Source organism: Spirosoma fluminis, from assembly GCF_054778895.1.
In genome coordinates this window covers 269,728-295,139 of the sequence record NZ_BAAGZD010000041.1, presented here as the reverse complement: position 1 = coordinate 295,139, position 25,412 = coordinate 269,728, and the positions used below count along the sequence as shown (strand labels likewise).

Annotated in this window: 15 protein-coding genes; 5 read left to right on the top strand and 10 right to left on the bottom strand. The window is 51.8% G+C overall.

Translation table 11 applies throughout. The features are described 5' to 3' along the window. Positions 1-7: 7 nt before the first annotated feature. The 3 genes from fumC to ACYVBJ_RS23170 all read left to right on the top strand — a co-directional run bounded on the left by fumC (position 8) and on the right by ACYVBJ_RS23170 (position 3,559). Complete coding sequence (gene fumC, locus ACYVBJ_RS23180; protein ID WP_460984676.1) at positions 8-1,408, top strand: class II fumarate hydratase; 1,401 nt, start codon at positions 8-10, stop codon at positions 1,406-1,408. A 75-nt stretch (positions 1,409-1,483) separates the two neighbouring features. After that, entirely contained in the window at positions 1,484-2,404 is a 921-nt protein-coding gene (locus tag ACYVBJ_RS23175; protein WP_460984675.1) for a restriction endonuclease, read from the top strand. Positions 2,405-2,509: 105 nt separating this feature from the next. Then, the gene (locus ACYVBJ_RS23170) at positions 2,510-3,559 is read left to right on the top strand and encodes a TolB-like translocation protein (RefSeq protein WP_460984674.1); all 1,050 of its coding nucleotides are present in this window, start codon (positions 2,510-2,512) and stop codon (positions 3,557-3,559) included. A gap of 100 nt (positions 3,560-3,659) precedes the next feature. Here ACYVBJ_RS23170 and ACYVBJ_RS23165 read toward each other — a convergent pair whose 3' ends face one another. Next, positions 3,660-6,956: a S41 family peptidase gene (locus ACYVBJ_RS23165; RefSeq protein WP_460984673.1), complete on the bottom strand. Its 3,297-nt coding sequence runs from the start codon at positions 6,954-6,956 to the stop codon at positions 3,660-3,662. A 273-nt stretch (positions 6,957-7,229) separates the two neighbouring features. Beyond that, positions 7,230-7,772 (bottom strand): RNA polymerase sigma factor, encoded by a 543-nt coding sequence (locus tag ACYVBJ_RS23160; RefSeq protein ID WP_460984672.1) that lies wholly within the window; start codon positions 7,770-7,772, stop codon positions 7,230-7,232. 631 nt (positions 7,773-8,403) lie between these two features. Between ACYVBJ_RS23160 and ACYVBJ_RS23155 the strand changes: the two genes are divergently transcribed. After that, on the top strand, positions 8,404-12,303 hold the full coding sequence (locus ACYVBJ_RS23155) for a hybrid sensor histidine kinase/response regulator transcription factor (protein WP_460984671.1): 3,900 nt from the start codon (positions 8,404-8,406) through the stop codon (positions 12,301-12,303). A 179-nt stretch (positions 12,304-12,482) separates the two neighbouring features. Here the strand turns inward: ACYVBJ_RS23155 and ACYVBJ_RS23150 are convergent, their stop codons facing one another. From ACYVBJ_RS23150 to ACYVBJ_RS23125, 6 genes are all read right to left on the bottom strand, one after another. Next, positions 12,483-14,915 (bottom strand): TonB-dependent siderophore receptor, encoded by a 2,433-nt coding sequence (locus tag ACYVBJ_RS23150; RefSeq protein WP_460984670.1) that lies wholly within the window; start codon positions 14,913-14,915, stop codon positions 12,483-12,485. Between the two features lie 268 nt (positions 14,916-15,183). After that, a complete protein-coding gene (locus tag ACYVBJ_RS23145; RefSeq protein ID WP_460984669.1) occupies positions 15,184-15,699 on the bottom strand; it encodes a DinB family protein in 516 nt (171 codons plus the stop codon). A gap of 12 nt (positions 15,700-15,711) precedes the next feature. Next, the gene (locus ACYVBJ_RS23140) at positions 15,712-16,500 is read right to left on the bottom strand and encodes a glucose 1-dehydrogenase (protein ID WP_460984668.1); all 789 of its coding nucleotides are present in this window, start codon (positions 16,498-16,500) and stop codon (positions 15,712-15,714) included. A gap of 45 nt (positions 16,501-16,545) precedes the next feature. Continuing rightward, positions 16,546-17,742, bottom strand: coding sequence for a hypothetical protein (locus ACYVBJ_RS23135; RefSeq protein WP_460984667.1), 1,197 nt, complete (start codon positions 17,740-17,742; stop codon positions 16,546-16,548). A 78-nt stretch (positions 17,743-17,820) separates the two neighbouring features. Further along, positions 17,821-18,657 (bottom strand): type 1 glutamine amidotransferase, encoded by an 837-nt coding sequence (locus tag ACYVBJ_RS23130; RefSeq protein WP_460984666.1) that lies wholly within the window; start codon positions 18,655-18,657, stop codon positions 17,821-17,823. A 50-nt stretch (positions 18,658-18,707) separates the two neighbouring features. Further along, positions 18,708-19,808 carry a carboxylate-amine ligase gene (locus tag ACYVBJ_RS23125; protein WP_460975430.1) on the bottom strand — a complete coding sequence of 367 codons (1,101 nt, stop codon included), beginning with the start codon at positions 19,806-19,808 and terminating at the stop codon, positions 18,708-18,710. Positions 19,809-20,295: 487 nt separating this feature from the next. On the opposite strand from ACYVBJ_RS23125, the gene ACYVBJ_RS23120 reads away from it, so the two are divergent. Then, a complete protein-coding gene (locus tag ACYVBJ_RS23120) occupies positions 20,296-22,404 on the top strand; it encodes a T9SS type A sorting domain-containing protein (RefSeq protein WP_460984665.1) in 2,109 nt (702 codons plus the stop codon). 94 nt (positions 22,405-22,498) lie between these two features. Here the strand turns inward: ACYVBJ_RS23120 and ACYVBJ_RS23115 are convergent, their stop codons facing one another. Together ACYVBJ_RS23115 and ACYVBJ_RS23110 are read right to left on the bottom strand one after the other, a co-directional pair. Beyond that, on the bottom strand, positions 22,499-23,560 hold the full coding sequence (locus ACYVBJ_RS23115; RefSeq protein ID WP_460984664.1) for a hypothetical protein: 1,062 nt from the start codon (positions 23,558-23,560) through the stop codon (positions 22,499-22,501). 200 nt (positions 23,561-23,760) lie between these two features. Next, a complete protein-coding gene (locus ACYVBJ_RS23110; RefSeq protein ID WP_460984663.1) occupies positions 23,761-25,401 on the bottom strand; it encodes a hypothetical protein in 1,641 nt (546 codons plus the stop codon). Positions 25,402-25,412 lie beyond the last annotated feature (11 nt).

Genomic DNA, 25,412 nt, shown 5'->3' with positions numbered 1-25,412 from the left:
ATTAACTATGGAATACCGCATCGAGAAAGACACGATGGGCCAGGTACAGGTGCCGGCCAACGTTTATTGGGGCGCACAAACCCAGCGTTCCATCGAGAACTTTAAAATTGCTCAGGACATCAATAAAATGCCCCGCGAGATCATCCGGGCGTTTGCGTACCTCAAAAAAGCAGCCGCATTAACGAACCTCGACGCGGGCGTTTTGCCGCAGGAAAAAAGCGATTTGATCGGGCAGGCCTGCGATGAAATTCTGCAGGGTAAGCTCGACGATCAGTTTCCGCTGGTCGTCTGGCAAACGGGTTCAGGTACGCAGTCGAACATGAACGTGAACGAGGTAATTGCCTACCGCGCCCACGTGCTGCACGGCGGACAGCTAACCGACGAGAAGAAATTTCTGCACCCGAACGACGACGTAAATAAGTCGCAGTCGAGCAACGATACGTTCCCGACGGCCATGCATATTGCGGCCTATAAAATTCTGCTGGACGTAACGATTCCGGGTATTACGAAGCTGCGCGATACGTTGGCCGCCAAGTCGAAGCAGTTTATGAATGTCGTCAAGATCGGCCGGACGCACTTCATGGATGCTACGCCGTTGACGGTCGGGCAGGAGTTTTCGGGTTACGTATCGCAGCTCGATCACGGCCTGCGGGCGATCAACAACTCACTGGCGCACCTGAGCGAGCTGGCACTCGGTGGCACGGCCGTCGGAACCGGCATCAACACCCCCCCGAACTATTCGGAGAACGTAGCGAAGCACATTGCCAACGTAACGGGTTTGCCGTTCATTACGGCTGAAAACAAGTTTGAGGCTCTGGCCGCGCACGATGCCATTGTCGAAGCGCACGGCGCCCTGAAAACCGTTGCCGCCAGCCTGATGAAGATCGGGAACGACATCCGGATGCTGTCGAGTGGTCCGCGGGCGGGAATCGGTGAACTGTATATTCCCGACAACGAACCCGGTTCATCCATCATGCCGGGTAAAGTGAACCCGACGCAGTGCGAAGCCATGACGATGGTAGCCGCGCAGGTAATGGGTAACGACGTAGCGATCAACATCGGAGGTATGAATGGTCACTTCGAGCTGAACGTGTTCAAGCCGGTCATGATCTACAACTTCCTGCATTCGGCCCGCCTGATTGGCGATGTCTGCGTGTCGTTCAACGACAAGTGCGCAGAAGGCATCGAACCGATCGAAGCGAACATCAAAAAGCACGTCGATTCGTCGCTGATGCTGGTAACGGCTCTGAACACCAAGATCGGCTACTACAAAGCCGCCGAAATCGCCCAAACCGCTCATAAAAACGGCTCGACGCTCAAAGAAACCGCTCTTCAACTCGGGTACCTAACCGAAGAAGAGTTCAACGAGTGGGTGAAGCCGGAAGATATGGTTGGGGAGATTAAATAAAATAGCAGTACAACTCTTGATCATTTATAATAATTTGGTGTCGGGCGAAGAAGCTCGACACCTTTTTTATTAACCATGCCTATCCCTGATTATCAAAGTGCAATGCTGCCATTACTTAAATTAGTAGCAGACGGTCAAGAACATAAATTCAATGAATTAGTCGAAGCACTAAGCGATCAATTCAAGCTCACTGAAGAAGAACGAAATGAGCTTTTACCGAGTGGACAAACCTTTTTGTTTGGAAATAGAATCGGTTGGGCAAGAACGTACCTGAAAAAAGCAGGTTTACTTGATTCGCCAAGACGAGCTGTAATTGTGATCACAACTCGTGGTAAACAGGTGCTCAAACAAAAACCTACAGAAATTGATGTTAAGTTTTTGAAGCAGTTTCCCGAGTTTGTTGAATTTCAAACCCCTAAGAAAGGGGAGAGTATGGTTGAACCACCATCAATAATAACCGACGAAAGCTCCCAACAGACACCCGAGGAAACGCTGGAAAGTTCGTATCAGCGTATCCGTAAAACACTTGCTCAAGATTTACTGAACAAAGTAATATCCTTACCTCCCGCTTTTTTTGAACGGCTTGTTGTCGAACTATTAGTGAAAATGGGGTATGGAGGTTCCATTATAGATGCGGGTAAAGCGATTGGAAAAAGTGGAGATGAAGGTATTGACGGAACCATTAAAGAAGATAAACTTGGGCTGGATATTATTTACATTCAAGCTAAGCGATGGGGAACCGGTAACGTAGTCGGCCGACCAGAGTTGCACAAGTTTGTGGGTGCGTTGGCTGGACAAGGCGCTAAAAAAGGCGTGTTCATTACGACGTCTAATTTCACGAAAGAAGCATTGGATTATGTACCACGTAATGAAACCAAAATTGCCTTAATCGACGGGGAGCAACTGGCTCAACTCATGATTGATTATAACCTGGGCGTTACACTTCAGCAGACGTATGAAATCAAACGTATGGACAATGATTATTTTGGCGAGTAAACTTGGTGAACTGTAAAGCCGGAACGTTATATTTCCGGCTTTTTTACAACGGTTATCCATAAATTAGGGTCGTTGATTCAAATCCATTCCTGAACTTCTTATTGTATGAAACGTCTGGTACCTATGGCCTGCCTGCTGACACTTTTGGCTGGTTGTGAAAAGGATGAGCAGCGCTCTTATCCCCCCGTACTTTCGGAAACGCCGATCAATCTGGGCGCTATCAACTCGGTTGATGACGATTACAATTCAAATCTGAGCGTAGTCGGTGGGGTGATGGCGTTGACCTTCTCCTCAAAACGGGGTGGGCGATCCGATTTTAACTTCGTACAGGAGTCATTCAATTACACGTTTGATCTGAAAAGGGGAACGTTTTCATTTGATAATCAACCGTACGGAGGGCTGGACGTTGTACAGGAGCAAACCCCGGTCTACTGGGCGACGGACATTGCCAATTCGACGGGTAATGAATTGGGACCTTATATCCGCTCGTACGATCACGATTTGTTGAGTGATGGCAATCGCCGACACTACGGCGAATACCTGATGCTGTTTGCCTCTGACCGAACGGGCGATCTGAATATATACCTAACGCATAACTACAAACCTACCCCAACCACTACGTCGACAAACAGCAATACACTGGATGGAAAGACCTTCGGCAAACCGGTCCCCGTACCCTTTCTAAACTCGTCGGCCGACGACGGCTATCCGACATTCGACAAAAGCTATAGTGCTATTTACTTCACTTCAAACCGGGGCGGTACGTTCGATGTATACAAAGCGGTGCTGCCTGACGTTGCCCGTACGGAACTGCACAGCCGCCTGCCATCGCTGGCGAACGTAACGGTCGAGCGCGTAGCGGAATTATCATCGATGGCCGACGACAAATGCCCGTTTATTGATGAAAATACACTGGTGTTCACGTCGAACCGACCCGGCGGATACGGAGGTTATGACTTGTACTACAGCAAATGGGACGGAAGCCGATGGTCTGATCCGGTCAACTTCGGCCCAACCATCAATACGTCGTACAACGAGTATCGGCCAATCCTGAACAGCAACTTAGCCTTTACGAATCAGCTGATGATTTTTTCTTCAAATCGACCCGGTGGTAAAGGAGGGTTCGACTTATACATGGTTGGCGTACCGAGATAGCGATTCTGCTTTGCTAACAAAAATGAGAGAACCAACGGCCGATCAACTGGCGTCATAGAACAAGGCCCGCAGAAAATGAAATCTGCGGGCCTTGTTCTTTTTATTCCTTTTCTGTCAGCACTCGGTTGGGCTTTGTCTGGTCGATCTGTTTGAGCAGCTCCCTGACGGCCGTATCCAGTTGTACATTCTGATCGGTATAGCTTTCGCCGATGGGCCGCGAAACCGGAACATCAACCGGACGCGGGGCCAATTCCATGTTCTTGCCGTTATTATCGGTGATCTTGATAAACGGCAGGCGGATCGTTGATCCGTCGATCAACTGGGCTGCCGACGTATAAATGATCCAGCCGGCCGTGGGTTCGCCCACCACTTTACCAAGTTTCAGTGCGCGGTAGCCTTCCGTAAAATCTTCCGCATCGGACAGCGAATGCTGATTGGTAACCAGAATCGTGGGCGTTTCCAGCGCCCGCTGACCCAACTGCGTACGGGCTGGAGCCGAGGGCAGACCACGGGGCGTCATGGTCATGTATCCTTTGCGGGCAAACACATCGAGGGCATACGCGTTCACGAATCCGCCGTTGTTGTTCCGTACGTCAACCACGACACCCTCGCGGGCGTGGTTTTCAGCGTCAAGGTCAACATACAACTGAGCTAACGACTCCGCCGACATATCGAACATGTGTACGTATCCCAGGCGACCAGCACTGGCTTTCGCTACGTAATCACGCTGTTGCTGGACCCATTGTTTATAGAGTAAACCCTTTTCGGTAGCCAGATTTACGGGCCGAATGATGACTTCGCGGGGAGCTGCAGTAGCCGATGTTGCTACGGAGAGCGTTACGCGTCGGCTGATCTTATTTTCGAGCAGTTGATCCAGGTTCGTCTGGGCATCGACCGTTGCTCCATCGACCGCCAGCAGGTAATCGCCCGGTTTGATAGTTCCCGTCAGAGCTGCCGGACTCAGCGCAATGACTTCGGTGATACGTAGTTTGCCGGAGCGCTCGTATTCAGCCCGGTCGAAACGCAGGCCAATACGTCCTGTTGTGGTCTGAACCGCGCTCGGCAGACCCGAAACACCCGAGTGCGACGCATTGAGTTCGCCCACCATCAGGCTGAGCAGACGACGTAGCTCATCGGGCGTACGGGCGCTGGATGCCAATGGTTCGTATTCCGCTTTTACGGCGTTCCAGTCGGCACCATGAAACTCAGGGTCGTAGAACCCTTTGTTCTGCACATCCCACGCCTGACGAAATACCTGCACTTTTTCGGTCGAAAAGTCAACGTCCAACTCAGCCGTAATAGCCAATGGTTTTGAATCGCGCCGGTCGAGGCTGATGGTCTGAATACGTCCCTGTTCTAAATAGTACACCTCTTTGCCATCGGGCGAGAACTGAGCCCCGCTTTTTGAGCCGAAGGTAGAGGTGAGCTGCCGGGCAACGGGCTGGTCGCGGGCCAGCTCATCGAGCGAGTAGGTGTACAGGTTCTGCTGACCGGCCACGGTTGCCACGAGCAGTAAGGTTTTACCATCTTTGCTGATGGTGTGCGCGTCTACGTCGACCCCCACGGGCAACAAACTCAGTCGCTGCCGAATACCCTCGAACACGATACGTAACGACTGTTTACCCGCCGGTTTCCGGGTCGTATCGGCCGAAGCCGTCAGGGCGGTTGTATCGCGGGTAGCCGACTTTTTGGGCGCAGGGGTTGGCGTTGTGGAGGTTATCGTCTTCGGGACTTCCTCATTGAACAAATCGCGAAACTGATCTTCGCGGAACTTCGGCGTACGGGGCACGAGGTCAATGCGGGCGATCTGCGCCAGTTCGGTACGTTGCGCGGTCTCGAACAGAATGTATTTTCCGTCGGGACTCCAGTTGATGTCTCCCCCGAACGTATTGGCGACAAAACTAATGGCTTTGCTGTCGCCACCCTGCGCCGGAACGACCGATACGTTGCGAAATGTCTTGGCCCCGTAGCTGGCGAAAGCGATCCATTTGCTGTCCGGCGACCAGACAACTGAACTCCCATTGGCAAAAGGTGGACGCCCTAAGTAGCCTTTATACAGCACGCGCTCTTTTTTGGTAGCCAGATCGAGCACGCGCAGTTCCTGCGCATTGCGCACAAACGCCAGGGATTTGCCATCCGGCGAAGTAACGGGTGAGCCATCATCCGTGTTTTCGTTGGTCAGGCGCGTTTCGGTACGTGTCGAAAAGTCGTATTGGAACAGGTGACTTACGCCATCCCGATCTGATGCATACACCAGACCACGACTGTTCGGCAACCAGGTTGGCTGGGATTCAACGGCGGGGCTGTTGCTAATTCGGACCGCGTCGCCCCCATCTTTAGCCGAAGCCGCAAAGACTTCGCCATGCGCGACAAAAGCCACTTTCTTCCCGTCGGGCGATAACGCTAACTCCCTAAACTGCGATGTGAGTCTTAACCGATCCACGGCCGGGCTAGCCGATGCGCCCCTGAGCCGGATTGCCAGCGGAACCGCCTGTTTGCTGGCGAGGTCGAGTTTCCAGATCTGGAAATCTCGTTCAAATACAAGGGTACGGCTATCGTAGCTGATCATCGGCCACAGAACGCGGCCATTTTTAAACGTGGTCAGAGCTGTTGGCTTCCCGCCGAGCGGATGAACATATAGATTTTGAACACCGTTGCGGTCGGAAACGTAATACAACGATTTGCCGTCAGCGCTCCACATGGGCCACAGTTCCCGGGCTCCTGATTCCGTGAAGCGGTGATAGGTCGGATTCTGGCCTTTTTTATCGATATCACGAAGCAACCAGATTTCGCTTTCGTCCAGGTGGCTGCGGCCTTTGCGCCACCATTGGCTGGAAGCAATTCCGCGCGCCGAGAAGGCCAGCGTCGTGCCATCGGGGGAGGGAGTGCCGTAAAACTCATTCGCGTACCGATCGGCTGTTACGGGCATCGGCGTGCCACCCGTGATCCGCACGCGATAGATGTCGTTCATCCCGGCAATGTCGCGGCTGGTGGCCTGAACGTATACCATCCGGCTATCGCGCGACCAGGCTGTCAGCACTTCGTTGCCATCGTCGTAGGTTAAGCGCTTTACCTCCCCTGTTTCCAGCGTCAGCAGATAGACATCGCCGTTTCCGGTACGCGAGGACGTAAAGGCCAGGTATTTTCCGTCCGGTGAATACAAGGGACGGGATTCGTTATCAGGGTGCGATATAAGCAGACGAGCTTCACCACCCGTTGCGGAGACGGTCCAGATGTCGCCACCGGAGACGAACGCGATTTCGGTGCCGTCGGGTGACAGGCTCGGTTCGGCGAAGGCAAAACGGGTTGTTGAGGAAGGCGATTGCGCCGGGACAGCGGCTGGTGTGAGTGTACAGAGGAAGGCGGTAAACCAGAGCAGTTTCGGAAAACAAGGCATCAGTAAGCGTTTTTAGGATTGGCCAGCCCCTAATTTATCAGTTTTACGCTTACTCAAAGTTACTTCTTACGTACAAAATCAGGGGAATAACGTTTTTCTGTTTGCTCAAAATCAGCCTGCTCCAGGCTATTGAACCGAAAATTCCAGGCTGCCTGTGACCAAGAAATGCACAGGCGATTTGCCAGGGTAAGCGTGTAGCCAGACAGCTAAAGCCAGCGATCACCAATAAGAGGAATCGTCGGTGCCCTGGGTAGCAATAAAACAGAAGCTAAATCAGTAGCGGGGGTAGCGGTTATAGATTTTATCCCGGGTTCGTTTCAGTCGCATCTTCACGGCACTTTCGCTGATACCGTACTGCATCGCAATCTGCCCGACGCTCAGTTCTTCTTCATATTTTAGCCGAAGCAGTATCTTCTCATCGGGTGCCAGTTGATCAACTACTTCTTTTAATAGTCCCAGGGCTTCCTCGATGGTGCTATTTTCGTTTGCGTCGGCTAGGTCGTGACCATCGTTAGATTCCATAGCTTCCGTGGCTGAGCGTTTCGACCAGCGCAACTGATCCATGCAGTAGTTATGGGAGATGGAATACAGCCAGGTTGAAAAGCTTGATCGGCCCTGAAAGGATTCCAGCTTGGCAAACACTTTCAGAAAAATGTCGTGGGTGAAATCCTGAGCCTGCTCACTGTCGCGGGTTAAAGAAAGGCAGCGATGGTAGACTTTCGTTACGTAACGACTATAAAGTTCTTCGAAACAATCGGTGGGATTAAGGGGAAGATGTTTGCGGATAAACTCTTCATCGGTTAGGACCTTCTTCATAGACACTTAGCAACTATTGATGAATATTAACTCAAGTTGTGAAGATATTGACGCCAGATACCGAGCGCAGAAACGACTAATTGAACAAAATGGTGTTTATGGGAAGCACGTAGTATATACGGGCTAAATCAGGCCGCAACTTAGCGGGGGCTTTAAACAAACACTATCTCATTTATACCAAACTATATAACAACTTTCCCAAAATCCCTCTTTTTATCTTCTTACTCGATCAGTAAGCTAGTAAATGACAGACAGGTGATATAAAAAAGCCTTTACTCAACAAAATGTTTTGATTTATTTACTTATGCTGTTGTATCTATCTGAAAAATAGGCTATTTGATGAGGATGTGACCTTTATTGGTAAATACTGGATGGAAATAAATAACTTGTTGCTCAATAAATCGGTTTTGCGTTAGTAGTCGTACATTCAGTTACTTACGTCAAGTATAAGCTGTTAAAAAAACTGTTTACAAGCAAGTTACATTGCTGGAATGTGCTACAGCCAGTTGGAATCTTTGGTTCTGTAGAAAGGTCTCTTCAAGGCGGCTGTGCGTCGACCGAAGAGCGGAAAAGAACCTGTTGCTGTCGAAGTAGCAGACAATGGTCTGCCTGGGTAAGCGTATGGTGTCTGTTGAACGTACTTGCCCTGTCAGCCCAGCCGTTTAAACTGCCCGAACCCCAAATTATCACTGATCGGCAGGGACTTCCGCAGGCCTTTGTTCCTTCTATTATTCAGGATAAACAAGGCTTTATCTGGATGGCAACCCGCGATGGCCTGTGCCGCTACGATGGGCAGAATTTCAAAGTTTTTCAGCCGGGTTCCGACGGACGGCCCGCGCTGTCGTCGTCGGCAGTGCTGTCCCTAAAGCTCGATCCAGCGGGGCGTATCTGGGTCAGCAGTGACCAGGGTGACATTGATGTGTTTGACCCACGTCGGGAAACATTCATTAATTTTTCCAGCCAGAGCTGGTACCGGCGGGCATTCGATCACGATACAATCTTTGTGCACGTACTGGACAGCCGGGGGAGGCTGTGGCTGAGTTTCGAACGGCACGGAGTGGCCCGCGTTGACCCGGTTACGCGTCGGGTGGAACGGTACCGCCACCGCGCTGGCGATCCCAGTTCGTTGAGCAGCGATACTGTTGTTGCCTTTGTTGAAGATCGGGAAGGTAATATGTGGTTCGCTACTTCCAATGGCCTCGACCGGCTCGACAATCGTACGGGTAAGTTTAGGCATTACCGGCAGCAAGCTGGGCAGTCGAATGCCATTCCGGAGAATGGACTTAAAACTATTTTTCTCCGCCAGAACGGCGATCTGCTGTTGTTGTCGAGCCAGCATTTGACCGTATTCAATCCCCGTACGGAACAGAGCAGAGCGTATCCCCTGCCGGTGGATGTGCCTAATGTTCCCTGGTGGCTCAGACCTTCTGGTACCGTTGATAGCCAGGGAAATTATTATTTCAATTACAGTGATTTTCTGTTTCGCTTCAATGATCAGCATGGCGTTCAACTGATTGATCAGGGCAGCGGCTTAGATCGGGTTCAAAGCACGTTTATCGACCGTTCGGACGTATTATGGCTGGGTACAAATGGGCAGGGTGTTCGTAAATACAACCTGAAGGTCAGTCAGTTCAACGCGGCTCTTTATCAGTCCAGTTTCGTCAACGATGTACTCCGGAATCAGTTGGGCATACCCGAAGCCGAAGTACCCTATTTTGACCCGCAGGAGGGACAATGGCCATATAATTTCCGGTACACGACTGATGCACAGGGTAAATTATGGTTCAACGTCGGTACTTCGCCTTTTTATCGGTTCGACCTGAAGACGAAGACCCTGACGAAAATTCCGTTTCCGGTTCGGGGAAAACGCAGTTGGGACGATCAGATCGCGCCGATGGCCACTGACCCGCAGGGGCGCGTGTGGGCTGTGCACGATGGTGAGGCCAGGTGGTACGAGCAGGGAGACTGGCATTTGTTGCCCGTTGCGCTACGTCCCACCATTCAGGCCCGCATTGTTGAAATGGTCGCTGACGATCAGGCGCTCTGGATGGCAACCGGCACCAAGGGCCTGTTTCGCGTTGACCGGTCCAGCGGCCAGATTCGAAATTACTCGTTTCAGACGGGTAACCCCGCTTCGCTGAGCAGTAACAAGCTGCTTTGTCTGTTCGACGACCCAATCGATAAACATATTCTCTGGATTGGTACGTCCGGCACTGGACTGTGCCGTTTCGACAAGCGAACGGGTAAGTCTCAACGCCTGACCAGGCAGAATGGTCTGCCGAATAACGTCATATACACGGCTATCCCCGACCGGCAGGGGTTTCTCTGGATCGCTACGAATCAGGGACTGTGCCGACTGAACCGACGGACGTTTGAAGTGCGTACGTTTACCCGCGACGATGGCCTGCCGGGCGACGAGTTTAACCGGTTCCACTTCCTGGTTCTTCCTGATGGACGTCTTATTCTGGGTGGCCTGAAAGGACTTATTTCGTTCAGACCGACTCAGTTGCGGGAGGATACGTACCAGCCCGTTACTGAGGTGACCGATATTGCGATCAACAATCAGTCGGTTAGCCCTGGACCCGGCTCTCTGATTGATACGCTGCCCGTGCAGATGGTTCAGCACCTGGAACTTGCCCACGATCAGAACTTCCTGACGGTACGTTTTGCGGCCTTGCAGTTCAACGGGCGCGACCAACTACGGTATCGCTATAAGCTGAGTCCGGTCAGCCGGGACTGGATTGTGACCAATCGGCCGGAAGCTACCTATACCAACCTCAGCCCCGGTACGTATACCCTACAACTGAACGTGACCAACACCTCGGGGCGCTGGAGTACGCACGTCAGAACCCTGACGATTACCATCCATCCGCCACTGTGGGCCACGTGGTGGGCGTATGTGCTGTATGCGTTGGCGCTGGGCGGGGGAGCGGCCGGCTTATTCCGTGTGTATCTGAAGCACAAACAAGCCCAGCAGCTTAAACTAATCGACGAGTTGAAGACCCGATTGTTTTCGAACATTACGCACGAATTTCGGACTCCGCTCACCCTGATTCTGGCCCCAACTGAGAAGCTGAAACAGAAGTGGCGCGACCCGGACGACGTACGCTGGCTGGGTGTGATCGAACGAAATGCACACCAGCTACTCGGGCTCATCAACCAGCTGATGGACCTGGCTAAGCTGGAAGCGCACGCTCTCCAGGTTGAAGAGGTGCGGGGTAATCTGGTTTCATTTGTCGAACAGGTGATTTTATCGTTCGAAGCTCAGGCCGAAGCCCGGTCGATTCAGCTCATCTTTCATCACGAAGATCTGCACGCTGAGTATTATTTCGATGCACGTAAACTCGAACGTATCGTGTATAATCTGGTGTCGAACGCCCTTAAATTTACGTCCGCCGGTGGGCAGGTTGATGTGCGTCTGACACCGGGCGTTACGTTGACCGTCACCGATACCGGAACGGGGATTCCCGAGTATAAGCTGGGTCGGATTTTTGACCGCTTTTATCAGGTCGACGATTCCAGTACCCGGCAGCAGGAGGGGACTGGTATTGGCCTGGCCCTGGTGAAAGAACTGGTTGACCTACAGAAAGGCACCATTAACGTAGTCAGCGATGTAGGGCGCGGAAGTTCGTTCATCGTGCACTTGCCGTATCTGCCCATTGCTCCGGGTACAGCACCGGCTGCGGTTGAAACGCCTATTGGTTCGGCCCCAACGCAGAAAGTCGACGCAGATTTCACGGATGAGCAGCCGGTTATCCTATTGGTTGAAGACAACGACGAATTGGCCGAGTTTATCGCCGACAGTTTATCCGATCGCTATCAGGTGTATCGGGCCGCTAACGGAGCCGTGGGCTGGGAACAAGCTATTGCCCTCCTTCCTGATTTAATTATCAGCGACGTATTGGTTCCGATCATGAACGGGTATACGCTCTGCGAGCAGATCAAGAAAGACCAGCGGACCAGTCATATTCCCGTTATGATCCTGACGGCAAAATCGTCCTACGACAGTCGAATTACGGGCTTATCAGCCGGTGCCGATGATTATTTGACCAAGCCGTTTCATGTGCAGGAGCTTCAGCTGCGGGTACGTAATCTGCTCGAACAGCGTCGACAGCTGCGGGATTGGATACATGCACGCCTGACCCGGGCCGACGAGCCTCTACCCAGCCTGGGCCCTGACTCCGCAACGAACGATCCCTTTCTGGATAGAGTATATGCCTTGCTGGAGGATCATCTGGACGATTCTTCCTTCCGGCCCGATGATCTGATCGAGCAAAGTGGATTGAGCCGAATGAGTTTACACCGCAAACTGAAGGCGCTGACGGGGATGTCGGCCGGAGAGATCATTCGGGCTTACCGGCTCAAACGAGCGGCTGAACTACTCGAACAGGGGCTTAGCAGCACCGAAACCGCGTACCGGGTTGGCTTCGAGAGCCCGGCTTATTTTACCAAACGTTTTCGGGAACAGTATCAGCTTACCCCATCGGAGTTTACAGCCGCCAAGGTCGCCAATCGAAAGAAGCCCGTTTAATGGTCAAGACGTAGCGATAATACGCATAGCAAGCCGGGAAGCGGAGTTGTATTCTGGTTTTCTGTTTATTGTTACGTATCGTTCGTCGGCTACCTTATCTGAAAGTCCATGACCCTATTACGTTCGAACGTAATAGGGTCATGGACTTTCAACGAGATTTCGGTATAGCTAATTGACCATTAAAACCGGTAGGATAAGGTCGTAACGAATTGGCGGGGTGGGATCGGCATGATGCTGTACCGGTCGTGGATCAGGTAATTCAGCGTATTGGCAATGTTCGATACCTTCGCCAACAGCGAGATTTTCCGGAAGCTGTACCCAGCCGAGAGGTCAATGGTTGTATAGCCAGTTAGCGGAATCAGGCGGCTGAATTCAGGCGTTTGTCCATACGTATTGTTGTTGCCTCCGTAGCGGGCACCGGTGTAAAAAGCGGTAGCGCCAACTTTCAGGCCCCGAAGCTGGGGAAGGTCGAACGTGTAGAAGATCGTGGCATTGGCTGTATGGGCGGGATTATTCGTTAACCGTTCCCCCTCAATCGGCGACCCTTTTAGCCGCGATGCTTTTGTATAGCGCATGTAGTTGTAGCCATAACCGGTAATAAAGAAGAAGTTTTTGGAAAGATTACCGGTGATGTCGACTTCCAGCCCATCGCTCGTGGTTTGTCCTGTAAACTCTTTGACGTTCGCATCGGTGTTTGGCGAACCATCCAGCTTGACAGGAGCCATCTGCGCGAAATTACTATTCACGATATGATAGACGCCCAGATTTGCGGTGATCCGTCCGCCAAACAAATCGTTCTTGACGCCTGCTTCGAACTGGTCAACTATAGACGGCTTCAGAATCTGCCCGTAAATGTCAAGGCCGGTATTGATGGTGAAGTTGTTGGCGTAGCTACCGAAGAAGGATGTTGACTGCGTTGGCTGGTAAATTAACGCGACTTTAGGCGAAAAAGCTGCATCCGTTTTCGTTTCGGCGGGGCCACGACTTTCGGTCTGGTTTCTCAGGTTGAGGATGGTCGTCTGTACCGTTTTTTGCTGTGACCAGCGCAATCCTGCCAGCAATTTGATTTTGTTCGTCAAACGGATCAGATCCTGGGCGTAGAAACCCGTCCGGACCGAGGGCGACGTAGTGCGGGAGATGGCGGTAGCATCCGGAATGTCTGTCCGCTGCTCATACAGGCCAGGGTTCAGAATATTAATTTTATCGTAGGTCGTAACGGTTACGCCATTGCTGGTGATGGTAAATGCATTGCTCACGCTGACGATACTTACCAGGTCACCACCTACCAGGAGCTGGTGACCAATGGAGCCCGTATTGAAGCGACCGTTCAAATTAACCTGCCCCGTGTAGTTATTCTCACCTGTTTTGGTCCGGCTTAATGATCGGCTCCAGTCACCATTAGCCGCGACGTTGTTGTTAGGAACGCCCGCGCCGTAGGCCGTGACCTTCGTGCCTTGGGCAGCGCCAATGACGTTCAGTTTCCAGCGGGAGTTCAGGCTGTGATCAACCGTGATCGAACCCGAGGTTTGGTCAACATTATTGTAAGCCCAAAGCGTGTTGATAAACCGCGAGCGGGGAATTGAGGTCGGAATGACCGCGTCCTGATCTTTATTCAATGAGCCCACGCCATTGTCGGGGGTTAGGTTCGACTGGAGATAGTCGCCCTGTAGCAGCACCGTTGTTCTGCTGCCGAGTTTGTAAAGTAGCGACGGACTGACATACACACGGTTGGTTTTTACCACATCCCGGTAACTCTTCGCGTTTTCATACGTACCTACCACCCGGAACGCCAGGTTTTTTGAAAGAGGCCCGTACACGTCTACGGTGGGTTTATATAGGTTATAGCTTCCGACCCGCATCGACGCTTCCCCACCAAAATTGAATTTCGGCTTTTTGGTGATCATGTTGATAATCAGGCCGCCTGATACGTTTCCGTACAATAGTGAAGAGCTTCCTTTCAGCACTTCGACCGACTCCAGCGTACTGGCATCCGGAAAGCCCATGGTGTTGGTGATGACCCCATTTTTAAAGATGCTGCCACCAGCACCGGCAATACCGATGCTGTAGCCGCGCGCCGAAAACGTTTCAGCTACTCCGCCCCGCTGCTGAGTCAGCGAAACGCCACTTACGTTCCTAATCGCATCGCCCAGCCGGGAAATCTGCTGATTCTCAATAACTACGCTGCTTACTTTACCCGTCATCTGTGGCAGATCCAAAGGAGCAATACCCGCTTTGCCGATTTGCACGGCCTTATTTGATCCGGTTACTTCAACTTCGGTAAGTTGAGCCGCGTTCTCGACCAGTGCAAAATTCGCCTGACTAACCTGACCAGCCTGTACAGTGATGGTTTTTTCCTGCGTTTGCAGCCCTACCGAAGAAACCCGCAGGGTGTAAGTGCCGGAGGGCACGTTCTTTAGCTGATAAGAGCCATCTTCGGCGGTAACCGAACCCCGGCGAATTTCCCGGAGTCCGACGGTAACATACCCAGCCGGTAAGCCTTCGTTACTGGTAATTATGCCCTTAATGGAACCGTGTGTTTGCGCAGCCGCTGGTACGGTAGCCAGCAAAACAAAGAGCAAAACAAAAGCGGTACTGTAGTAAAATAAACGCATCTATTTAGAATTAATATAAACAGACGCAAAGATGGAACTTGGATCAATAGAAATAAAGCTATTTAGACCAATTATTAACAAGCTCTTGGTATTGGGCTATACTATCCGGGTTAAATGAAAATAAGTCGAGATATTGGAAGGGGCGTTACGTCCCGTTGCGGCTATTAGCGCTACGTGTTGCCGATAAATGATGCGTTCCCTAGGATACGTAGTAATTGGAGCGGAAGAAACGGCGGTCAGCCGGCAACTGAGTTTAACCGACGGAACATCAGCTTACCTGCACAACGCGGGCGGTTACCAGCAGTTGGCCCAGATGGCGGGTCGTGTGTTCGGCCGCGTGTACAAACAGGCCGATCACCGTTGAAGGAAGCTGAGCACGGCCAACGGGCCGGGGCTCAGTCAGCGTTTGTTCTCCCGTTTCGCGCAGTTGAGCAATTGCCCAATCAACTTGCCTGTTAAACTGATCGACTAAGTTTGGCACAGAAACCGGTAGGTCGGTCGCTTTACCCTCCAACGCCAGGGCAGCTAACTGGTCGGAAGAAAGGGCTTCGCCACGGGCGTAGGTAAACAATCTATCCAGCACGCCCGTGAGGTGTTGTAGATGAAAGCCGACCGAAGCCACGCCCGACGGACGTACCCAAAGTAAGGCGTCAGGGAAATCAGCGAGTAAGGCGTTTACCTCTTCGCGCGCTTGCAAAAGGGCATGCGCTACGGGCTGAAGAAGCGGAGGGATGTCTGGCAAGGGACCACGCAACCAGACTTCACGAGTTTCGATAGGAGGCATTCGTTGTAACGCTTAAATAACCGTACCGCCATCAGCGTAGAACAAACTACCCGTGCTGTAGGACGATGCGTCTGAAGCCAGAAACAACGCCAGTGGGCTGATTTCGTCGGTCGCTCCCATACGGGCGATGGGCAAACGTTTCGTAAAGTGATCCAGAATTTGTTCGTTCTGCCAGAGCGCCTGACTGAACTTCGTTTTAATCAGGCCGGGGCAAATGGCATTGACGCGAATACCATCGGGTCCCCACTCTTTCGCCAGTACTTTCGTGAGCATGTTCAGGGATGCCTTGCTGACGCTGTACATTCCTAAGCCGGGGTCCGGTGTATGACCCGCAATGCTGCTCATCATGATTATACTGCCGCCCCCGCGGGCTTTCATGCTGGGATAACATAGTTTGCTGAGTTCGAACGGAGCTTTTACGTTCGCCTGCATGATCTTGTCAAAAGCCGCACCGTCGCAATCGAGCGAGGGGCCGAAAACTGGATTCGAAGCCGCATTGTTGACTAATATATCAATGCCGCCGTACACTGCCAGTGTTTTGTCGACCAGTTGCTGAAGCTGGCCCATGTCGCCTACGTGGGCGGCTATGCCCGTAGCATCGCCCCCTTCAGCTCGTATGTCACTGGCTAACGTATCGCAGGCATCCTGTTTGCGGCTGCTTACTACCACTTTAGCACCGAAGCGGGCGTAAAGCCGGGCAATGTCTTCACCAATACCTTTGCTGGCACCGGTTATAATAGCAACCTTGCCAGTCAGATTGAACAAGGCTTTCTCGGTTACAGAAACGGGTTGGGATTCCATGTACGAAAATTCGGGGTATACCAGGACGTAGCTCAGTTGTTCTGATTACTGCTCAAAAAAGCAAACCGTACCGCCGACCCAGTCTTTGTTTTTATTGAAATTAACGCCGATCATCTCCCCGCGGCTTAAGCGGCTCAGGTTCGTCAGCAGCGTCGGTCTGGCATCTTCCTGGGGCCAGATAAACAGCATCCGAATTTCGCACTTGACCAGGCCGTCGGGCGATTGAATAACCGGCTCGTACTTCACCTTGCGCTGGAGCAGAAATTCATGTCGCTTATGAGCCGGAATGGCGTCTAAATCCTCGGTGGTGACGTTGATCTTAACCCCACTTCCCGCAAAGGAAAACAACGGTTTTAGGACGTAATTGTCTAGATCCGCTGGATACTCGTTTAGGTCAGAAAGAAAGTAACTGGCCGGAATATACGGACCTTTGAGCAGGGGTAGGGTGTACTTACTAATGCGGAAAAACCAGTTCGGGTGCCCAATCCATTCGACGTCTACGTCGTCGGTAAGCTGAAAGTTGGTTTGTAGATCGGGGAAGTTTTGCAGATCATCGAAGATAAGCCGGTTATAGATGCGTTTGATCGGTATGTGCCGACCGTCTTTCTCGTAAAACAGTTGCCGACCTTCTTTTTTGATCTTCGTCAGGCAGACCGGAGCAATGCCCAGCGCCTGTTGAGTTAGGGTAAAGTCAATTCGCGTTTTCTGCTTCTCGGGGTAGATTTCCAGCAAAATTACCTCTTCGGGGTTGCAGTCGCCCACCATCATCTGCCGCAGCCGTTCCCAATACACCTGATTGTCTGCTACATTGAATAAGTGCGAAAGCGTAACCGGAATGGGATAGTTGGCGCGGAAACGGTCGGCCAGGTAGGGCTGAAAACCGTACAGCGATGGAAATCCTTGCAGTTCGATCAACTGCGGAACAAGCTCACCGGCATCGTCTTTACAGACTGCAAAGTCGATTACCAGAAACTGCGGGTGAGCATCCTCGTTGGGAACTCGCTGCTCGTTTGGAATTGCATTCTCGGTTAAGCCTTTAAAGTTGTCGTCCGTGATCACGTTTACGATATCGTCACAGGCCACAAGCAGCTTATCGGTGAGGGCTTTGGGAACAAAGACCGGCGTTTCGGCAATGCGAAAATCCAGCTGGCCGGGCAAATCGGCGTCAATAGACGCTAGAAAAGCCTGGTACTTATCCGGGTTAAAGGCTTGATTGAAGGCCTGGCGAACGGGTTTAATCATAACGTGCTTGTGTCAGTCCGCAATGGGCAGCTCACTAACAGCGGTTTGGTAGCGCTGTTAGTGGGCCAGATCAATTATTTAAACCGCTTCGGTTTCTTCGATTTCCTGTGACAGTGACCGAATGGCCTGCCGCAGGAAACCGGGCAGAATGACCGATGACGTCAGCGCTATTTTAGTCGGGTCCTGAAGGTAAGCGACCATATCATTGTATTTCTCCTGACCGAAGTTCAGAACAATGTGGTTGCGTTTTTCGTCCGTAAGGAAATACCGTAGCATCCCCTCGTTGTCGGCTTCCGGGTGGAACTGCGTGCCAATAATCTCATCTGAGAAGCGGATGGCCATCACAGCGCGCTCCAATGGAACATGGGGCCGGTCTTTTTCCAGGCACAGGATAGACGCTCCCAGATCGTTCAGGCGTTCATTGTTGGGTTCCGTAATCTGATAATCGCGAGAGTCGACAGCATAGAACGGCTCGGGCAATTCATTTAACAGCAAATCCGTAAATCCTTCATCGACCTTGTGAACGGGGAAAATGCCGAACGAAGTCGACTTCCGTTTGCTCAGCAGACCCAGCTCCAGGTGGCGAACCACGAGCTGGAACGAATGGCAGATCAGAAATACGTATTTCTTCCGCTCGTTGTGAAGATTCCAGTCGAATAACTGGTCGATCAACTCAAAATACGGCTGTTCCCAGGCTTCCTCCGAGGGCATCGGACTTCCCGGGCCGCCCGAAGAAATATACACATCGTAGGTCAGATCGGGAATTTCGTTGTTAGTACGAACATCAAAAATATCGAATGCCAGTTCAGCACGATCATTTCCCTGTACGTTCCGAATCAAGTGCAAAATACAGCGCATGCCTTCGTTGGCGTGGCTGTTATTCATGTCCAGAACGGCAATTTTTACTAAGCTCATGATGATAAGTTACGGCGTAACGTTTGCAGTAGGTATCCGCCTAAAAATAACTACCGTATCCCTAAAGAAGTTTCGTCAACGATATAATCCACAACGCGTTTGAGGTCGTTGGTCTGCTGGTAAACGGCTAACTGGCGGTCGGCCCCGGTTCCCATCTCCAGAATCTTTAAGACGTATTCGCACTCCGCCCGGTTACCTAATTCATCCACAACATCGTCAATAAAATTGAGCAACTCATGAATAAGGGCATGGGTCGGCACTTCTTCCTGCTTGCCAAAATCGATCAGTTTGCCTTCGATACCGTAGCGGGCGGCCCGCCATTTATTTTCGTTGATCAGGATGCGCCGGTACGGCCGGAAGTTCAGATTCTGTTTGTGCAGCTTGTAAATTTTGGCCACCAGCGCCTGCATGATAGCCGCCAGACAGATGGTTTCGTCAACCCGCATGGGTACGTCGCAGATGCGGAATTCGATGGTGTCGAAAAAAGGGTGCAGCCGGATGTCCCACCAGATTTTTTTGCCATTGTCGATACAGCCGGTTTTAACGAGCAGACTCAGGTATTCGTCGTATTCGGCCGCCGAAGAGAAGTAGTCGGGGATGCCGGTTCTGGGAAACTTGTCGAACACCTTCGAGCGGTACGATTTGAAGCCGGTGTTACGTCCCCGCCAGAACGGAGAGTTAGTGGATAGCGCGTAGATATGGGGCAAAAAATACCGCACCGCGTTCATAATCTGGATGCCCTCGTTTCGACTTTCGATGCCTACGTGGACGTGCAGACCGAAAATCAGGTTTGACCGCGCTACGTCGCGCAGCTCGTCAATCAGCTGGTCGTAGCGTTCGTTGGGCGTGATGAGCTGATCCTGCCAGTCGGAGAAGGGGTGCGTACCGGCGGCTGCGATCTTCAGGTTTTGCTGTTCCGCCAGTTCAATAATCATCTTCCGGAGATACGTAACCTCCTGACGTGCATCGTGGATGTTGTTGCAAATATTGGTGCCCACTTCGACGACTGCCTGGTGCATTTCGGCTTTAACGCGCTCCTGAAGCACAATTTTTCCGCCTTCTACAATCTTCGACATGTGCGAACGCAACTCGCCGGTATGGGGGTCAATAGTTTGAAATTCTTCTTCAATCCCTAATGTGAATATCGGCATGGGCTCTGGCTTTTCGGGTGTCTTTTGCGAATCTAGACTAATACTACTAAAAAGAGGGATTTATAGTTAATAGAGCCTTTGACTTTTATTTGGCTTTTACCATAGTTTTAGACGTAATGCTTTGATAAAGAGCAGCGGCTTACGAAGGATAAGTAAGGGTTCGTCTATGCTGCTGTGTCCTGAATCTCTGTTCAGGGGGCTGCTAAAGCTGTTCTCGGTTATATAGGAGCGATTATGTAGTGAATCCAATTCGTGTCCTGTATAACAAGTAGAAACCGGCTCCGTCAAGACAAGAATGCATTGTAGGTTAACACGAATAAGGCTAGCAGGAAAGCTTTGCTGTTCCCTAACGGGCAGGTTTTTAGTGATTTTATGTCCGCTTAGTAACTATACCGGTTTATTGGAAAGGTGGCTATTAGATCAGTATTTTAACTAAGTAGCTTTACAAACAGTATAACTTATTAATACTTAAAATAACTGCTTATTTATGAAACATATCTTTACATCTCTCCTCTTGCTGACCTGTGTGACAGGACGACTAACCACCGTTCATGCTCAGACGAACTGCTCCAGTTTCACCGTTTCTGTCAACAACAATGGGCCTCTGACCTGTACGCAAACCAGCGTTCGGTTGACCGTACCTTCGGCTGGTAACAACGCTACCTATGTCTTTACTGGGCCCTCCTCGGCTACTCAAACCAATGGGACCAGCAGTCGGATGGCCACTGTCAGTCAGCCTGGGGAGTACACCGTGCTGGTGACTAACGCTCAGGGCTGCACCGCTACGGCTACGACCCTGGTGGGAAACAATACAGCTGCTCCTGAGAACATAACCCTGAATAACAATGGCCCCCTAACCTGCGCTAAGACCAGCGTTCGATTGACTGTCTCTTCGGCTGGAAACAACGCTACTTATGCCTTCAGTGGACCTGAACCTTTCGGTCAGCCTACTGGCACTAGCAGCCGGACGGCCACCACCAGTCAGCTTGGGGAGTACACCGTGCTGGTGACTAACGCTCAGGGCTGCACCGCTACGGCTACGACCCTGGTGGAAAGCAATACAGCCGCTCCTGAGAACGTACTGGATAACAATGGGCCTCTGACCTGTACGCAAACCAGCGTTCGGTTGACCGTACCTTCGGCTGGTAACAACGCTACCTATGTCTTTACTGGGCCCTCCTCGGCTACTCAAACCAATGGGACCAGCAGTCGGACGGCCACCGTCAACCAACCCGGCAACTACACTGTTCTGATCACCAACGCTCAGGGCTGCACCGCTACGGCTACGACCCTGGTGGAAATCAACACTGATCCGCCCCGCAACCTAAGCCTAAGTGTAAGCAATGTACTGACCTGCGCTCAGCCAACAGCGGAGTTAAACGCTAGCAGTGGCGGTGTTGGTAATCCGAGTCTGGTTATAACCGGACCAGGAAACCAGAGTTACTCAGCCAGCACGGCCACTGTCAGCAAGCCTGGAGAGTATACCCTGACGGCTACTCGAAATAATAACGGCTGCAGTGCTACTCAAACAGTAACCGTAGAAAGTAATACAACGGCTCCTGAGAACGTAACGCTGACTAACAACGGGCCCCTGACCTGTGCCAAGACCACCGTCCAGCTTACTGCTGGAAGTAGCACCAGCGGCCCACTGAACTACAGCTTTACAGGCGCTAACCCTATCACTCAGGATGGAAGTTCTCTGGCTACGGTGACCAGTGCGGGTTCCTACACGGTCACGGTAAGCGGCACTAATGGCTGCACCGCTACGGCTACAACCGAAGTAGGCTTCAGCTTGGATGGACCCACTATCGACCTGACTAACAACGGCCCCTTGTCGTTTACCAACACCAGCGTTACCCTAAGCGCTACAGCAGGGCAAGGCTACAGCTATACCTTCAGCAATGGAGCCGTTTACCCAGGTAGTGGCAACACGGCTACGGTCAACACGGCGGGCGTCTACTCAGTGACGGTGACTCGACAGGACAACGGCTGTAGCACGATAGCCTCCACGACGGTATTAGGTGGTAACAACCCCACCGTATGCCGGGGCGGAACGGCGGTGATTAACGTAGCGGTGGAGGGTGCTCCTATGAAGTACGAGTGGTACAAGAATAGTCTCACTACACCCAAGCTCATGGAGACACCTCAACTGTTTCGGGGGACGGCTACAGCAAGTCTTACGTTAATTAATGCGCAGAGTAATACCCAGGGTAACTTCTATCTAAAAGTCACCTACAGCTCAGGCACCGTCAGGGTCTACGGCCCATACCGCTTAACGGTAGATGCTAGCTGCCGGGCCAGAGAGGTGGCGAGTCTGGAAATCCCCTTGCAGGTAGATCTAGCGCCTAACCCCATCCAGGAGGACCGCATACGAGCCGTAGTGCGCGGGGCTGAGGGACGTACGCTGCAACTTGAACTGGTTGATTTAAGCGGTAAGCCTATCCGTCAACAACGCTGGCAGCAAGCTGACAGTCAACAACTGATCGATTGGGATATGCAGGCATATAGCTCAGGAGTGTATGTTTTGCAGGCAATAAGCGAAGGCAATGCCGGGCTGCCTGCTCAGCGGCAGAGTGTGAAAGTGGTTAAGCCGTAGGCTGTTACGTAGTGCCTGCCAGATGTCATTAACAAGAACGTCCGACTGTAATTAACAGTCGGACGTTCTTGTGTAAAAGCGCACAAGTGAATGGCTAACCGGCCATAGTTGGGTCACTCTGCCCGCCACCAGAATCTGTACCGCCAATGTTTACCGCTTTGATTTCACCGGAGCCGGCTGCTTCCCGGTACTGAAAATGACGATGGATATAGGCCACTGCATCGGGGTCGGTGTTTAGGTAAAAGCCGTTTTCGTCCCGTTTCTGGATAGCTGTGCTTTTTGGCGTAAAATCCTGAACGCGCTTTAAATAATTGCGTTTCTTCAGATCGCCATGCCAAAGGTGGTACAAGTTACCGGGTACGTATCCTACCTTACCCTGAACCCGTCTGAACCATTCGGTCTGCCACTCCGCGATGTAAGCCAACTCCTGCGGGTGTTTAAACGACTCCCGAATGGACTTGTTTACAATATCTCCCGCCGATGCATAGGCGATAATACCATCGCCCCCGCCAATCAAGGCTCGATCGAATAAAGGTTGCTTGATAAGTAATTCCCGACGGGCTCCCCAGGCTAATCCAACATGTCCTCGTTCATCATACGACTGATTGAAGATGTGCCGACCCTGATCGGCAAAGTTAGCACTGTAGGACCGCCATATATTTTTCTCTTGCCTTTTCAGATATGACCAGGCTGTCGTTTTTTCCAGCCAATAGGAAGGCTCGGTTTCGTCACGGTTCAAGTGAACGCAATACTCGAAAGGCTGCAACACGTTCAGGCCGGATCCGAACTGCTGAACGCTATTCACCAGCCAGTTTTTGTTGGTGAACAGAACGTCGGCGTCGATCCAGAAAACGTACTTGAAACGGTCGGGCAGCTTTTCGATGATCTTGTTGAGCAGCGTTTCTTTATGCCAGAGCAGCGTACCGGTTCTGAGCCGCTCAATCCACGGCGATTCGGGAAGCTCATAAGCCGCATTGCCAATCGCAAGTTCAATAATTCGGTGATTCAGATGCTTTATCGTTTCGTACCATTGATGAAAAACCTTCAGGCGATAAGGAGAACGGGTGGGGTTAAAAAAACAGGAGATTACCACGGCCTCATCATGATCCGTATAGGCAGCGCGGGAGGGCGGTAAGCTCTTAAGAAACAGCTTCATGGGGTGTTCTTTTGCCGCGATAAGGTACGCAATTCCAGACCAATTTTGTCTATTACCTAAGCCAGGTGAATTCTGGATCGCACTTAATTCACGTTGAATATCCGTAACACCTTTGTTGCCGAGTAGTCTGTTGAGTTTCTCAACAAAGAATAAATCCAGGTGACTCCTGTTAATGAGTAACGTAGCGTTGTCGCGTACGGTTACGACAACTTTGGCTCAACCCATAGCACTGTCAGACAGGCAAGAAAAAGAACCAGCCACGCCCATTCCGGCAGTTCAGCGTAGGTTATCGTCGCTTCGTTTGCAGATGAGGCTGTCTGGTAGCGTGCGTGGGCACGCACAAACTGACTTACAACCTTCCGCTGAGCCACCTGATCGGCTGGATTTAACCCACTGACGTAAATCGCCAGGGTATCAGCCACGGGCTGCCAGCCTGTCTGACTAGGGAAAAGTAAGCCTTGTGCGGATTGTTCATTTACCGGCGCGGTCGTAAGCCGAACCGTATCCGGCCCAACCAACATCGTTGAGGGCTTTCGGCTCGGATTATTCACCAGAATTGGATTTGGCAAGCCTTTGTAAACGGGTGCGTCGATTTGAACGGTGTTTCGGTTTGGGCCCGTCAGCCGGGCCAGTACGGCTGTCCAGATGCGGTTATACGTAACGGTATCACCACTAAGCGATAGGGGAAAGGTTTCGCTCAGTAAGCTAACCCCCACCCGACCCGCCGTTTGCTGGACAGCGACCGGGTAACCCACAACGGTAAATTGATTGGCGGCATCGGCAAAGCGATAGGGCAACGCCGTTAAGCCCTCGCTAATGGGAACAAGGGGTTCATTCGATGTTTTGCGAACCTGCCACCGGCTGCCCATTGCCTGATTGATCACCCGACAGTCGGCTTCGGGATCGGTCAGGCTAGTGAACAGCACCGACTTGCCTTCGGAAATGGCTTTTCGTATGATTGCACTGCCAGCCTCACTTGGCTCGGTAACGATAAGATCCGGGGTTTTTGACGGTGACTTGCCCGACTTATTAATGCGAACGTCGCTGGTTATGTTCTTTGAGAGTGACGTGGTGAGCTGCACGGTATGGCCCTGTTTGCCGAGCCAGTTCGCCAGTGTCTTGCTCTCGAAGTCGGGGCCGTTTACGATAAACTGGACAGTCAAGGGCTGCGTTGGCCGGGAGAAAAAGCGCAGTGTAGCGATGGACGAACCGCCAAGGGTTAACTCCGCCTGCGTACGTCCACGAGCGAAGGCCGGAAACTGGAGAGCGAACGTATTAGCGCCCGTGTGCAGCTTGACACTGTCCAGCGTACGATTTCCGTAGCGAAGGGCAAGCCGTTGATTACCCGACGACCAGATTCGGCCTGTTACGTGCTGTAACTCGCCCTGCTGAAGAAAACCTTTCCACCGCAGGTCACTAACCCGATCGGGCTGGTTATAGGGAATCCAGTGCAGAGCCGTCTGGCTAAGTTGAGCAAGGGTGGCTGCCGGAAAATCCTGCCCTACCAACGTAACGGAGTCGTAAGTGGCTTTCAGGTTTCGGGCCGAGAAGCTGTCGCGAATCCGCAGACTGTCCCTGACGTGCCGCACAAACTCGCCAGGCACCTCATTGCCAACCAGGAGCACATGTGTAGCGGGATGGGACTTCGGCCAGCGTATTTGAAGGAAGTACCCAGCCAGCAGAAGCCAAAGCAACAGATTCAGCCCGGCCCGAATCCATTTACGCTCCGTCGACAGGGTTGAATTGCGGACAATCAGCCCTAGCTGACCAATGATCAGTACGAACAGAACGAGCCCAATAACCCAATTAATAGGTTCACTCCAGTTTATTGATGTATGCATTCAGTGTAATC

Excerpts from the sequence above, each read along its gene's own strand:
- ACYVBJ_RS23160 (WP_460984672.1), bottom strand. The coding sequence starts at position 7,772 with ATGAAGAAGGTCCTAACCGATGAAGAGTTTATCCGCAAACATCTTCCC.
- ACYVBJ_RS23140 (WP_460984668.1), bottom strand. The coding sequence starts at position 16,500 with ATGGAATCCCAACCCGTTTCTGTAACCGAGAAAGCCTTGTTCAATCTG.
- ACYVBJ_RS23165 (WP_460984673.1), bottom strand. The coding sequence starts at position 6,956 with ATGCCTTGTTTTCCGAAACTGCTCTGGTTTACCGCCTTCCTCTGTACA.
- ACYVBJ_RS23120 (WP_460984665.1), top strand. The coding sequence starts at position 20,296 with ATGAAACATATCTTTACATCTCTCCTCTTGCTGACCTGTGTGACAGGA.
- ACYVBJ_RS23150 (WP_460984670.1), bottom strand. The coding sequence starts at position 14,915 with ATGCGTTTATTTTACTACAGTACCGCTTTTGTTTTGCTCTTTGTTTTG.
- ACYVBJ_RS23170 (WP_460984674.1), top strand. The coding sequence starts at position 2,510 with ATGAAACGTCTGGTACCTATGGCCTGCCTGCTGACACTTTTGGCTGGT.
- ACYVBJ_RS23175 (WP_460984675.1), top strand. The coding sequence starts at position 1,484 with ATGCCTATCCCTGATTATCAAAGTGCAATGCTGCCATTACTTAAATTA.
- ACYVBJ_RS23115 (WP_460984664.1), bottom strand. The coding sequence starts at position 23,560 with ATGAAGCTGTTTCTTAAGAGCTTACCGCCCTCCCGCGCTGCCTATACG.
- ACYVBJ_RS23130 (WP_460984666.1), bottom strand. The coding sequence starts at position 18,657 with ATGAGCTTAGTAAAAATTGCCGTTCTGGACATGAATAACAGCCACGCC.
- ACYVBJ_RS23135 (WP_460984667.1), bottom strand. The coding sequence starts at position 17,742 with ATGATTAAACCCGTTCGCCAGGCCTTCAATCAAGCCTTTAACCCGGAT.
- ACYVBJ_RS23125 (WP_460975430.1), bottom strand. The coding sequence starts at position 19,808 with ATGCCGATATTCACATTAGGGATTGAAGAAGAATTTCAAACTATTGAC.
- fumC (WP_460984676.1), top strand. The coding sequence starts at position 8 with ATGGAATACCGCATCGAGAAAGACACGATGGGCCAGGTACAGGTGCCG.
- ACYVBJ_RS23145 (WP_460984669.1), bottom strand. The coding sequence starts at position 15,699 with ATGCCTCCTATCGAAACTCGTGAAGTCTGGTTGCGTGGTCCCTTGCCA.
- ACYVBJ_RS23110 (WP_460984663.1), bottom strand. The coding sequence starts at position 25,401 with ATGCATACATCAATAAACTGGAGTGAACCTATTAATTGGGTTATTGGG.